This is a genomic window from Streptomyces sp. JL2001, assembly GCF_050917515.1.
GTDB lineage: Bacteria > Actinomycetota > Actinomycetes > Streptomycetales > Streptomycetaceae > Streptomyces.
The window spans coordinates 1,230,024-1,241,622 of the sequence record NZ_CP169421.1; the positions used below are offsets into that span (position 1 = coordinate 1,230,024).

12 protein-coding genes are annotated in these 11,599 nt (G+C 72.4%); 9 read left to right on the forward strand and 3 right to left on the reverse strand.

The annotated features are described in order from the left end of the window. Positions 1 to 14: 14 nt before the first annotated feature. The 7 genes from ACE1OA_RS05375 (at position 15) to ACE1OA_RS05405 (ending at position 5,309) form a co-directional block, all read left to right on the forward strand. Positions 15 to 1,139 carry a SchA/CurD-like domain-containing protein gene (locus ACE1OA_RS05375; protein WP_432752373.1) on the forward strand — a complete coding sequence of 375 codons (1,125 nt, stop codon included), beginning with the start codon at positions 15 to 17 and terminating at the stop codon, positions 1,137 to 1,139. A 67-nt stretch (positions 1,140 to 1,206) separates the two neighbouring features. After that, on the forward strand, positions 1,207 to 1,686 hold the full coding sequence (locus ACE1OA_RS05380) for a cupin domain-containing protein (RefSeq protein ID WP_356600167.1): 480 nt from the start codon (positions 1,207 to 1,209) through the stop codon (positions 1,684 to 1,686). Next, on the forward strand, positions 1,683 to 2,951 hold the full coding sequence (locus ACE1OA_RS05385) for a beta-ketoacyl-[acyl-carrier-protein] synthase family protein (protein ID WP_384866469.1): 1,269 nt from the start codon (positions 1,683 to 1,685) through the stop codon (positions 2,949 to 2,951). The genes ACE1OA_RS05380 and ACE1OA_RS05385 overlap by 4 nt, the downstream gene beginning before the upstream one ends. Continuing rightward, a complete protein-coding gene (locus tag ACE1OA_RS05390) occupies positions 2,948 to 4,195 on the forward strand; it encodes a ketosynthase chain-length factor (protein WP_384866468.1) in 1,248 nt (415 codons plus the stop codon). The genes ACE1OA_RS05385 and ACE1OA_RS05390 overlap by 4 nt, the downstream gene beginning before the upstream one ends. Positions 4,196 to 4,221: 26 nt before the next feature. After that, positions 4,222 to 4,482 (forward strand): phosphopantetheine-binding protein, encoded by a 261-nt coding sequence (locus ACE1OA_RS05395; protein WP_147981406.1) that lies wholly within the window; start codon positions 4,222 to 4,224, stop codon positions 4,480 to 4,482. Between the two features lies 1 nt (position 4,483). Beyond that, positions 4,484 to 4,963, forward strand: a complete 480-nt coding sequence (locus tag ACE1OA_RS05400; protein WP_356600173.1) for an SRPBCC family protein — start codon at positions 4,484 to 4,486, stop codon at positions 4,961 to 4,963. A gap of 19 nt (positions 4,964 to 4,982) precedes the next feature. Next, on the forward strand, positions 4,983 to 5,309 hold the full coding sequence (locus ACE1OA_RS05405) for a TcmI family type II polyketide cyclase (RefSeq protein ID WP_356600175.1): 327 nt from the start codon (positions 4,983 to 4,985) through the stop codon (positions 5,307 to 5,309). A gap of 82 nt (positions 5,310 to 5,391) precedes the next feature. On the opposite strand, the gene ACE1OA_RS05410 is transcribed toward ACE1OA_RS05405, so the two are convergent. Both ACE1OA_RS05410 and ACE1OA_RS05415 read right to left on the reverse strand, forming a co-directional pair. Continuing rightward, positions 5,392 to 6,420 carry a methyltransferase gene (locus tag ACE1OA_RS05410; RefSeq protein ID WP_356779555.1) on the reverse strand — a complete coding sequence of 343 codons (1,029 nt, stop codon included), beginning with the start codon at positions 6,418 to 6,420 and terminating at the stop codon, positions 5,392 to 5,394. 64 nt (positions 6,421 to 6,484) lie between these two features. Next, positions 6,485 to 7,549, reverse strand: a complete 1,065-nt coding sequence (locus tag ACE1OA_RS05415) for a right-handed parallel beta-helix repeat-containing protein (protein ID WP_356600179.1) — start codon at positions 7,547 to 7,549, stop codon at positions 6,485 to 6,487. A 370-nt stretch (positions 7,550 to 7,919) separates the two neighbouring features. On the opposite strand from ACE1OA_RS05415, the gene ACE1OA_RS05420 reads away from it, so the two are divergent. Next, positions 7,920 to 9,335, forward strand: coding sequence for a chondroitinase-B domain-containing protein (locus ACE1OA_RS05420; RefSeq protein WP_432752374.1), 1,416 nt, complete (start codon positions 7,920 to 7,922; stop codon positions 9,333 to 9,335). Between the two features lie 212 nt (positions 9,336 to 9,547). Beyond that, a complete protein-coding gene (locus tag ACE1OA_RS05425; protein WP_384866462.1) occupies positions 9,548 to 10,570 on the forward strand; it encodes an LCP family protein in 1,023 nt (340 codons plus the stop codon). A 135-nt stretch (positions 10,571 to 10,705) separates the two neighbouring features. On the opposite strand, the gene ACE1OA_RS05430 is transcribed toward ACE1OA_RS05425, so the two are convergent. Further along, complete coding sequence (locus tag ACE1OA_RS05430) at positions 10,706 to 11,593, reverse strand: geranyl diphosphate 2-C-methyltransferase (protein ID WP_356600185.1); 888 nt, start codon at positions 11,591 to 11,593, stop codon at positions 10,706 to 10,708. Between the last annotated feature and the right edge of the window lie 6 nt (positions 11,594 to 11,599).

Genomic DNA, 11,599 nt, shown 5'->3' on the forward strand with positions numbered 1-11,599 from the left:
GAGAGGTACGCCGGATGACCATCACGAGTCGCATCTCGCAGTCAGCGTTCGACGGGTCCAGGTTGCGGGTGATCCTGCTGCTGGACCTGTACGAAGGAGCCCAGCAGCAGTTCCTCGACGCCTACGAGCACATGCGGAACCAGGTCGCGTCCATCCCCGGGCACATCAGCGACCAGCTCTGCCAGTCGATCGAGAACCCCTCGCAGTGGCTCATCACCAGCGAGTGGGAGAGCGCGCCGCCCTTCCTCGCCTGGGTGAACAGCGAGGAGCACGTCGAGACCGTCCGGCCGATGCACAGCTGCGTCCGGGACACCCGCTCCATGCGCTACAGCATCCTCCGGGAGACCAACCCGGCCCAGTCCTCCGAGCGGCCCCGGCCCGCGGCCGGCGAGGAGGTCTCGGCCCGCGTGGGCGACGGAGTGGCACGCCACGCCCTCACCTTCACGGTGAAGCCCGGCTCCGAGTCGAAGGTCGCGGAGATCCTGGCGGGCTACAAGTCCCCCAAGGCCCAGGTCGACGACAACACCCGGCTGCGCCGGACCTCGCTCTTCATGCACGGCAACCGGGTCGTGCGGGCCATGGAGGTGGAGGGCGACCTGATGGCCGCGCTGCGCCACGTCTCCCGCCAGCCCGAGGTCCGCGCGGTCGAGGAGGCCATCAACCCGTACCTGGAGCAGGACCGGGACCTGACCGACTCGGACTCGGCGCGGGTCTTCTTCACCCGGGCGGCCCTGCCCGCCGTCCACCACGTGGTCTCCGGGCGGCCCGAGCCCGCCGAGCTGCGGCGCCACGCGCTGTTCTACCCGGCCAAGGAGGGCTGCGGGATGGAGCTCGCGCGGTTCCTGGCCCACCAGGACCAGGCGGCGGCGGACGACCCGGACAGCCCGATCCACGGCAGCACGGTCTTCCAGCGCGACGACATCGTGGTGCGTCTCGTCGACACGGCGCGGGAACTCGACCTCGACCCCGTCGCCTCGCTCGGCCTCAAGGGCGCCGGCAAGGCCGCGGAGCTGCAGCGTCTCCTCCACGGCGCCGCCATCGGCGTCGAGGGCGCGCTGGACACGGACCGCAACATCAACCGGCTCCTGTCGCACGCGGACATGCTGCCGATCACCGACCGCAGGTCTGCGGATTCCTGACGGAGCGCCGCGGCCCGCGCCGCGGCCCCTCCCCCGGACGTCACTGCCACCCCCGGAGGTATCAACCATGCTCAAGCAGGCTCCACGCATCGTGAACCTGAGCGACACGGAACCGAACCGCAGGCGCGGAGGTGACCTGCGGGCCATGCTCACGCCCGCGACCGTGGGCTCCACCAGCGGCTTCATGGGCCTGGCCATCGTGCAGCCCGGCGAGCGCATCGGCGAGCACTACCACCCGTACTCCGAGGAGTTCGTGTACGTCGTCGCCGGCGCGCTCGAAGTGGACCTGGACGGCGAGACGTTCGCCCTCCAGCCGGACCAGGGCCTGCTGATCCCGATCGACGTGCGGCACCGCTTCCGCAACGTCGGGGACGTCGAGGCCCGGATGGTCTTCCACCTCGGCCCGCTGGCTCCCCGGCCGAGCCTGGGGCACGTCGACACGGAGCCGACCGACGACACCGCGAGCCCGCACTTCGTCGTCTCCGGTCCGCACCTGTCCGCGCAGGATCACGGACAGGCGTCCGAGCGAAGCGGGGCCATCGAGTGACGCGCCGGGTGGCCATCACCGGCATCGGCGTCGTGGCCCCGGGCGGCACCGGAGCGGCGGCGTTCTGGGACCTCCTGTCCGACGGCCGCACCGCGACCCGCGGCATCAGCCTGTTCGACCCGGCCGGGCTGCGCTCGCGCATCGCCGCGGAATGCGACTTCGACCCGCTCGAGCACGGCCTCGACCCGGAGCTGGGCCGGCACGCCGACCGGTACATCCAGTTCGCCGCGGTCGCCGCCGACGAGGCCGTGCGCGACTCCGGACTCGACACGGACCGCGAGGACCCGTGGCGCGTCGCGGTCTCGCTGGGCAGCGCCGTCGGCGGCACCACCCGGCTGGAGCACGACTACGTCCTCGTCAGCGAGGGCGGCAGCCGCTGGGACGTCGACCACCGCCCCGCCGAGCCGAAGCTGCACATGGCGTTCGCGCCGAGCACCCTCGCCTCGGTCGTCGCCGAGCGGTTCGGCGCGCGGGGTCCGGTGCAGACCGTCTCGACGGGGTGCACCTCCGGACTCGACGCGGTCGGGTACGCCTTCCACACCATCGAGGAGGGCCGGGCCGACGTGTGCATCGCGGGTGCGTCCGACTCCCCCATATCCCCGATCACCATGGCCTGCTTCGACGCGATCAAGGCCACCTCGCCGAACAACGACGACCCGGCGCACGCCTCCCGCCCCTTCGACGCCGACCGCAACGGCTTCGTGATGGGCGAGGGCGCGGCGGTCCTCGTCCTGGAGGAGTACGAGCACGCCCGCGCCCGCGGTGCGCACATCTACTGCGAGATCGGCGGCTACGCCACCTTCGGCAACGCGTACCACATGACCGGTCTGACGGGCGAGGGGCTGGAGATGGCCCGGGCCATCGACTCCACGCTCGACCAGGCACGTCTCGACCCCACGCTGGTCGACTACGTCAACGCGCACGGCTCGGGGACCCGGCAGAACGACCGGCACGAGACCGCCGCGGTGAAGCGCTCGCTCGGCGACCACGCCTACGACACGCCCATGAGCTCCATCAAGTCCATGGTGGGGCACTCGCTCGGCGCGATCGGCGCGATCGAGGTCGCCGCCTGCGTCCTGGCGATGAAGCACCAGGTGGTGCCGCCGACGGCGAACTACGAGACTCCCGACCCCGAGTGCGACCTGGACTACGTGCCGCGCACCGCCCGCCCCCGGAAGCTGAGGAACGTGCTCTCCGTCGGCAGCGGGTTCGGCGGCTTCCAGTCCGCGGTCCTCCTGACCGGGGCCGGTGGGAGGACACGATGAGCACGCAGCGCCCACGGAACGCGGTCGTCACCGGCGTCGGTGTGATCGCCCCCAACGGACTGAGCGCCGAGGCGTTCTGGAAGTCCACGTCGGAGGGCCTCGGCGTCCTGGACCGGATCACCCGCGAGGGATGCGGTCACCTGCCGCTCCGCGTCGCGGGCGAGGTCCGGGCCTTCGACGCCTCGGCCCTCATCGAGGAACGGTTCCTCGTCCAGACGGACCGGTTCAGCCACTTCGCGATGGCCGCGGCCTCGCTCGCCCTCGACGACGCCGGCCTCGGCCGCGACGCCCCCGCCGATCCCTTCTCCGTCGGTGTCGTCACCGCCGCGGGTTCCGGCGGCGGCGAGTTCGGCCAGCGGGAGCTCCAGAAGCTGTGGGGACAGGGGTCGCGGTTCGTCGGCCCGTACCAGTCGATCGCCTGGTTCTACGCGGCCAGCACCGGTCAGATCTCCATCCGGAGCGGCTTCAAGGGACCGTGCGGCGTCGTCGCGAGCGACGAGGCCGGCGGCCTGGACGCGATCGCCCACGCGGCCCGGGCGGTACGGCGCGGGACCGGGGCGATGGTCGTCGGTGCCGCGGAGGCCCCGCTGGCCCCGTACTCGATGGTCTGCCAGCTCGGATACCCCGAGCTCAGCACCGTCGAGGACCCCGACCGGGCCTACCGGCCGTTCACCCGCGGGGCCTGCGGCTTCGTCCCCGCGGAGGGCGGCGCCATGCTCGTCGTCGAGGACGAGGCGCGGGCCCACGAGCGGGGCGCCACCGTCCGGGCCACCGTGGCCGGGCACGCCGCCACGTTCACCGGCGCCTCCCGCTGGGAGGAGTCCCGGGAGGGGCTCGCCCACGCGATCCGCGGCGCGCTCGACGAGGCCGGCTGCGCGCCGGAGGAGATCGACGTCGTGTTCGCCGACGCGCTCGGCGTGCCGGAGGCGGACCGCGCGGAGGCCCTCGCGATCGCCGACGCCCTCGGCGCGCACGGCACCCGGGTCCCGGTCACGGCGCCCAAGACCGGTACGGGCCGCGCCTACTGCGGGGCCCCGCTGCTGGACACGGCGGCCGCGGTGCTCGCCATGGAGCACGGTCAGGTACCCCCCACCCCCAACGTGTTCGACATCTGCCACGACCTCGATCTGGTGATGTCCCGCGCTCGCCCCGCCGAGCTGCGCACGGCCCTGGTCCTCAGCCGGGGACTCATGGGATCCAACGCGGCGCTCATCGTGCGCCGCGGCGGCGAATCCGCCCGGTAGGACCGGGCGGGAAGGAGAACACTCGCATGATCACCACCGAAGTGACCTTCGACGAACTGGCCTCGCTGATGAAGAAGGCCGCCGGGGTCACCGTCGCCCCGCAGGACCTGGAGCAGGCGTCGGACGTGCCGTTCAGCGCGCTCGGCCTCGACTCCCTCGGCCTGCTCGGCATCGTCGGCGAACTGGAGAACCAGTACGGCCGGGCGCTCCCCACCGACGCGGAGCGGTGCAAGACCCCGGGCGAGTTCCTGGGCCTCGTCAACAGCAGCCTGCGGACGGGGGTCTGACGTGTCCGGTCACACCGACAACAGCGTCACCGTCGACGCCCCGCTCGATCTCGTCTGGGACATCACCAACGACATCGAGAACTGGCCGACGCTCTTCAGCGAGTACGCGTCCCTGGAGGTGCTCTCCCGCGAGGGCGACACCACGACGTTCCGGCTGACCATGCACCCGGACGAGTCCGGGAAGGTCTGGAGCTGGGTCTCGCAGCGGACCGTGGACGTCGCCACCCGGACCGTGCGGGCGCACCGCGTGGAGACCGGCCCCTTCGCGCACATGGACATCCGCTGGGAGTACACGCAGACCCCGGCGGGCGTGAACATGCGCTGGGTGCAGGACTTCGCGATGAAGCCGGACGCCCCGGTCGACGACGACTGGATGACGGACAACATCAACCGCAACTCCCGCACGCAGATGGCCCTCATCCGGGACCGCGTCGAGCAGGTCGCCCGCGACCGGCGGCGCGCGCCGGTGCTGCCCGCCTGATCACCAGGAAGGACACCCGATGCACCACGCCCTGATCGTCGCCCGCATGGCGCCGGATTCGGCGCCGGCGATCGCCGACGTGTTCGCCGCGTCGGACCGCGGCGAACTCCCTCACCTGGTCGGCGTCAAGCGACGCAGCCTGTTCCAGTTCGGCGACGTCTACCTGCACCTCATCGAGTCGGACGAGGACCCGGCACCCGCCATCGCGAAGCTCACCGGTCACCCCGAGTTCCGGAGCACCAGCGAGCGGCTGTCGGCGTACGTCACCGCGTACGACCCGAAGACGTGGCGCAGCCCCAAGGACGCCATGGCGAACTGCTTCTACCGCTGGGACGCCGGTTCCTGAGGCACCCCGCCGCATGACACGAGGCCGCCGGCTCCGCGATCGAAAGCGGAGCCGGCGGCCTCGTGTCGTGGTGCCTCGCGCGTCAGCCGGGGACGGTGCACTCGAAGGCGTGGAGGTAGGCGTTGACCGGGCGGATCCCGTCGATGACGAGGCCCGCGTCCGTCAGCCGGTCGACCATGCTCTGACGGGTGTGCTTCGCCCCGCCGACGTTGAGGAGCAGCAGCAGGTCCATGGCCGTCGTGAAGCGCATCGAGGGGGTGTCGTCGACGAGGTTCTCGATGACCACCACGCGCGCGCCGGGCCGGGCGGCCTTGCGGACGTTGGCCAGCGCCCGGCGGGTGCTGTCGTCGTCCCACTCCAGGATGTTCTTGATGATGTACACGTCCGCCGCGACCGGGATGTCCTCGCGGCAGTCCCCGGGCACGATCCGGACGCGGGAGGCGAGGGTGCCGCCCTCGCGCAGGCGCGGGTCCGCGTTGCCCACCACGCCCGGCAGGTCGAGCAGGGTGCCGTGCGCTCCGGGGTGCTTCTCCAGCAGGCTGGCCAGGACGTGGCCCTGGCCGCCGCCGATGTCGGCGACCGTCGCGACGTCGCGCAGGTCGAGCAGCTCGGCGACGTCCTGGGCGGACTGGCGGCTGGAGGTGGTCATGGCCCGGTTGAAGACGTGCGCGGACTCGGGCGCGTCCTCGTTGAGGTAGGTGAAGAACTCGCGGTCGTACACGTCCTCGAAGACGTTCCGGCCGGAGCGCACCGCCTCGTCCAGCTTGGGCCAGACGTCCCAGGTCCACGGCTCGGTGCACCACAGGGCGATGTACCGCAGGCTCTGCGGGTCGTCCTCGCGGAGCAGCCGGGACATCTCGGTGTGCGCGAAGGTGCCGTCGGGCAGCTCCGTGAACACGCCCTGGCAGGACAGGGCGCGCAGCAGCCGCCGGAGGGTCTGCGGCTGGGTCTTCACCGCCCCGGCCAGGTCCTCGACGGACCTGGGTGTGTCGTCGAGGGCGTCCGCCACGCCGAGGCGGGCGGCCGCGCGGACGGCGGCGGCGCACGCCGCCCCGAAAACGAGCTCCCTCAGCCGCATGGGCGGCGGGGGAGCCGGATCAACAGTCGTCATCCGTTGCCTTGCCTTTGCTGTTCGGGCTGTCGTGCCGTGAGGGGTGGGAGGGCTGACCGGCTGCTCAGCACATCCCGGCGGGCTCGGAGAGGGTGCAGGTGTTGCCGCGGAAGGTGTTGCCCTTGCCGGTGTCGCGGTTGGCGAGGTCGGCCGTGCCGTTGCGCAGCACGACGTTGTCGCGGATCTGGTTGCGCTCGTTGGGGGCCCCGACGAAGCTCTTGAAGAGCACGATGCCGCCGGAGAGCGGCGAGGTGCCGACGTTGTCGACGACCCGGTTCCTGGTGACCTTCGTGTCCTCGGCGCCGGTCAGGACGATGCCCGAGCCCTGCAGGAAGGGCAGTCGGGGGGTCTTGGGGCAGTACTTGTTGTTGGCGCGGATCTCGTTGCGGTGCAGGGTCATGTCGCCGGCCCGCGGCTTGGACTCGTCGCCGACCACGAAGACCGCGGCGCAGTTGCCGGTGGCCTCGTTGCGGTCCACGGTGAGGTTCCGCAGGCGCCGGACGGTGACGCCGATCCGGTTGCCGCTCAGCCGGTTGCGGCTGATGACCATGCCCTTGGAGTCGGCGGCGCCGGCCTCCTGGTCGATGGTGTTGGCGACGAAGAGCCCGGCGTCGCCGTTGTCGCGGGCGACGTTGCGGCGGAAGACGCCGCGTACGGACTTCTCCTGGGCGATGCCCCACTGGCCGTTCTTCTCGGAGACCACCCTCTCGACCTTGAGGCGGTCGGTCCAGGAGGACCACAGGCCGTTCTTGGCGAAGCCGTGGAGGGTGAGCGAGCGGACGGACACGTCACGGACCGGGCTGGTCTGCGTGCCGGTCACGCAGATGCCGTTGCCGGCCTTGGCGCAGGCGTCGCCGGCCCGGGCGGTGCCCGGCTCGATGCGACTGGGGAAGAGGCCGGACCCGCGCAGGGTCAGGCCCGAGGTGGTGATGCGGACGCTCTCGCGGTAGGTGCCGGGGGCGAGGAGGACGGTGTCCCCCGGCTTCGCGGCGTCCACGGCCTTCTGGATCGATTCGCCGGGCTTCACCCGGTGCACCGTGCGGCTGTCGGCCGACGGGGCGGTGGCGCCCAGCCCCGACACCACGACAGCCGCGGTGCAGGCGAGGAGGGCGATCTGTCGTCTGGTCATATGGCGAAGTTATGAGCGCGCTTACCGACTCGCCACCGTTGATCCCCCAGGCGGGCAGCGGCCGTCAGCCGGTCAGCGGCGGGCGGTCGGGGACGGTGGCCGGGAAGCGGGTCCGGACGCCGGCGGCCGGGGACACGGCGGAGCGGGGGCCGGGACGGCGTGCCGCGTCGCCGACGGCCGGGCCGGGCGGCGGATCGGGTGCCCGTGACCCGCGTCAGCGTCGCGTCAGCGGGACGTCAGCGGAACGGCAGGCCGGGGGCCGAAGCTGGAGCCCCGTAGCGACGCGGCCCGAGGCACCTGGGCGCTCCTCTTCCTCCGGGAGGGGCCGCGTGCCCGGCCCGCTCCCGTTCCCTTCCCCCCAGGAGGCACCATGCAACGACGGACGTTCCTCACCGGCACCGTGCTGGGCGCGGCGCTCGGCGCGCTGCTGCCGGCCGGCGCGTCGGCGGCCACCGTGACGGTCTCCTCGCTGGACGCGCTGCAGCGGGCGATCGACCGGGCCGCCCCCGGAGACCGGATCGTCGTGGCGGACGGCACGTACGCCGTACCCGCGGGGCGCGCCGTCGACGTCTCGGGGCGGCGCGGCACCACCGCCGCGCCGATCACGATCGTGGCGGAGTCCCGGGGCGGCGCCGTCCTCACCGGCGAGCGCGGTTTCGTCTTCGGCGACTCCAGCAACGTCACCGTCAGCGGTTTCGCCTTCCGGCAGCGCACCACCCTGGAGATCCCGGCGAGCTGCACGCGCATCCGCCTGACCCGCAACGACTTCCGGCTGGCCGATGTCGGCGGGCTCGACTGGGTGGTCGTCCGGGGCGACGACACCAAGATCGACCGCAACCACTTCCACGGCCGGACGACGGAGGGGATCTTCCTCGTCGCCGACGGCCCGGGCACGACCGCGATGGCCCAGCGCCTCCACGTCCTCCGCAACCACTTCTCCGACCACACCTACACCGGGGCCAACGGCGGGGAGCCGATCCGGCTCGGTGTCAGCGGCCGGGCGCTGTCGAGCGCGAACGCGGTGGTGGAGTACAACCTCTTCGAACGGTGCGACGGCGACCCCGAGGCGATCTCGGTGAAGTCGTCCGACAACGTCATCCGCCACAACACGATCCGCGACAGCCGCGGCGGCATCGTGCTGCGCCACGGCAACCGCTCACGCGTGGAGGGCAACCACCTGCTCGGCGGTACGGACGGCGTGCGCGTCTACGGCAACGACCACCTGATCGTCAACAACCATCTCGCCGGCCTGTCGGGCCGTGCCCTGGTGATCGGCAGCGGCACCACCCGCGACCACCACGCGGGCGAGAGCGTCGACGAGCGGCGCGGGAACGACGCCGCCGACCGTGCGCTGGTCCTGCACAACACCCTCGTCGGCAACGCCGGCACGCTCTCCGGCGAGTCCCGCGCGTACCCGCCGCAGAACGTGGTCGTCGCCGACAACCTGCTGGTCGGCGACGCCGGCAGCCTGGTCGCGATGGGACAGACGGTCGGCTTCACCTGGCAGGGGAACATCCTGTGGGGCCGGGCGGCCGACGGCACGATCCCCGCGAGCGGGTTCCGCCGGGTCGACCCGCTCCTGCGGCAGGAGTCCGACGGCGTCTTCCGGCTGTCCGCCGGCAGCCCGGCGATCGACGCGGCGACGCTCACGGGCACGGACGTGACCGAGGACGCCGACGGTCACGCGCGCGGAGCCGGCCGCGACGTCGGCGCCGACGAGTACGCGACGGCGGCTCCGCTGCGCCGCCCCCTCACCCCGGCCGACGTGGGCCCGGACGCCGCCTGAGCGGCAGGGCGCCCGGGCCCCAGTCCCTCCGCCGGCCGCGGCGGCGGGACGGCGCGGGGCCCGGCGCGTCCGTCCCCCTCCCCCGCGGGCGCACGCCCCGCCCGGGCGACGCCCCGGCGGCCCCGTGGAACGCCCCCGGCGACCGGCTGTTGCCGGGTGGGCACAACTGGCTATTCTGACGCACCAGTTCGAGGGGGACGGAGCAGCACAAGATGAGCAAGCCCGCACAGACCGAGACCGGTGACGGTGCACGCCGAAGACGCCCCAGGCCGAGGACGGTGCTGCTGACCGCGCTCGCCCTGCTGGTCGCCGCGGGGCTGCTCACGGCGGGGACGGGTTACTGGGCCTACGAGCACTACACCGGGCGCGTGCAGCGCATCCCCCAGACCTTCCCGTCGAACGCGCCCGTCCCGCCCCCGTCCCGGGGAGGCCGGAACTACCTGCTGGTGGGCCTCGACTCGCGCTCGGCCGTCGCGACGACCGGCAACGACGCGAAGGGCGCCCTCTGGAAGTACGGCGACCAGCGCAGCGACGCGATGATGCTCGTGCACATCCCCGACGACCACTCCAGCGCGTACGTCGTCTCGCTGCCCCGCGACTCGTGGGTGGACATCCCCGGCCGCGGCCGGGCGAAGCTGAACGCCGCCTACTCCTGGGGCGGTCCGCCGCTGCTCATCGACACGGTCCAGCGGCTGACCGACGTCCGCGTCGACCACTTCGCCGTCATCGACTGGAACGGGTTCCGGAAGCTCACGGACGCCGTCGGCGGCGTCGACATGTCGATGCCCGACGGGGAGCGCCGGCACATGAACGGGGAGCAGGCGCTGGCCTACGTGGGCGAGCGCAAGAGCCTGCCGAACGGCGACCTCGACCGGGCCCACCGGCAGCAGAACTACCTGCGCACGGTCCTGGAGAAGGTGACGACCTCGGCCTCGCTGAGCGATCCGCTCCGGCTGAAGGAGACCCTGGACATCTTCACCGACACCATCAGCGTCGACGAGCGGTTCAGCGACACGGACATGCGTGAGCTGGTCTGGAACATGAAGGGGGTCCGCGCCGGCGACATGACCTTCATGAACGCGCCCGTGAAGGGCACCGGCACCGAGAAGGGGCAGTCGGTGGTGCATCTGGACCGGCCGGCCTGCGCGGAGCTGTGGAAGGCCTTCAAGGAGAGCTCCATGGCGGCCTACCTGTCCACCCACCGGGTCGACCGGCTGCGCGCGGCGACGAACTGAGCGGGCGTCACTCCCCCGGGGCGGACGGCGGGGAGGGCCCCTGTGCGTCGCGCGCGACGCACAGGGGCCCGGCACTCGTCCGCGGGTCCCGGGTCCGCGGGTCCCGGGTCCCGGGTCCGCGGGTCCCTGGTCCCGTCAGACCCGGTCGGCCGCGATCAGCACGTACTGGAAGGAGCCGTCCTTGTACGAGTTGATGAACGCCTCCTCGATCCCCGTCACCAGCGACGACGTCGCCCGCAGCTCCCAGTAGGGCAGCGTGTCGGGCGTCAGGTCGATCACGGCCTGCGGCACGAGGCGGTTGTCGGCCATCGCCCGCAGGTACTCGCGCCGGGAGTGGATGTTGCACTCGAAGTGCGCGTTGATCTGCGAGACCCACTTCGACGGCTGGCCGTAGCGGGGGTTCCAGCAGCCGGTGATCGTGACGTAGCGGCCGCCGACCGCGAGGACCCGGGAGTGCTCGGCGAAGAGGTCCTGCAGGTCGACGTACATGCTCGACTCGTTGTTCCACGAGGCCGCGGCCCGGCCCGTCTCGAACGGCGTGGCGAGCATGTTGCACACGCGGGCGCGGACGTGGTCGTCGATGCCGAGCTCCCCGGCGCGCCGGTTGGCGAAGTCCGCCTGCTTGGCCGACAGGGTGACGCCCTCGACCTTGCAGCCGAAGCGCTGGTGGGCCATGACCATCGAGCCGCCGCGTCCGCAGCCGGCGTCGACGAGTGTGTCGTCGCGTCCGATCGCGCCGAGGTTGTCGAGGAGCACGTCGGTCTGCGCCGACTCCAGGCGGTGCAGTTCGGCGATCAGCTTCTTCTCGTAGGCACTGTCCGCGGGGTCCCCGATCGCGGCGTGGTCGACGTCGCCGATGCCGTAGTGGTGGTGGTAGAGCCCGTCGACGTCGCCGAGGCGCAGGTTCACGGGCCTGGCCTCGCCGTCCCAGTAGCGGGCGATGTCGCCCTGGTACGGCGACGCGGGGGCGGGGATGAACGCGGAGGCGGTGCCGTCGAGGGTGCTGAACTCGGTGCTGGTCACTGATGA

Bases quoted from the DNA above. Each gene is read 5' to 3' on its own strand.
- ACE1OA_RS05390 (WP_384866468.1), top strand. From the start codon at position 2,948: ATGAGCACGCAGCGCCCACGGAACGCGGTCGTCACCGGCGTCGGTGTG.
- ACE1OA_RS05425 (WP_384866462.1), top strand. From the start codon at position 9,548: ATGAGCAAGCCCGCACAGACCGAGACCGGTGACGGTGCACGCCGAAGA.
- ACE1OA_RS05420 (WP_432752374.1), top strand. From the start codon at position 7,920: ATGCAACGACGGACGTTCCTCACCGGCACCGTGCTGGGCGCGGCGCTC.
- ACE1OA_RS05380 (WP_356600167.1), top strand. From the start codon at position 1,207: ATGCTCAAGCAGGCTCCACGCATCGTGAACCTGAGCGACACGGAACCG.
- ACE1OA_RS05395 (WP_147981406.1), top strand. From the start codon at position 4,222: ATGATCACCACCGAAGTGACCTTCGACGAACTGGCCTCGCTGATGAAG.
- ACE1OA_RS05375 (WP_432752373.1), top strand. From the start codon at position 15: ATGACCATCACGAGTCGCATCTCGCAGTCAGCGTTCGACGGGTCCAGG.
- ACE1OA_RS05410 (WP_356779555.1), bottom strand. From the start codon at position 6,420: ATGACGACTGTTGATCCGGCTCCCCCGCCGCCCATGCGGCTGAGGGAG.
- ACE1OA_RS05415 (WP_356600179.1), bottom strand. From the start codon at position 7,549: ATGACCAGACGACAGATCGCCCTCCTCGCCTGCACCGCGGCTGTCGTG.
- ACE1OA_RS05405 (WP_356600175.1), top strand. From the start codon at position 4,983: ATGCACCACGCCCTGATCGTCGCCCGCATGGCGCCGGATTCGGCGCCG.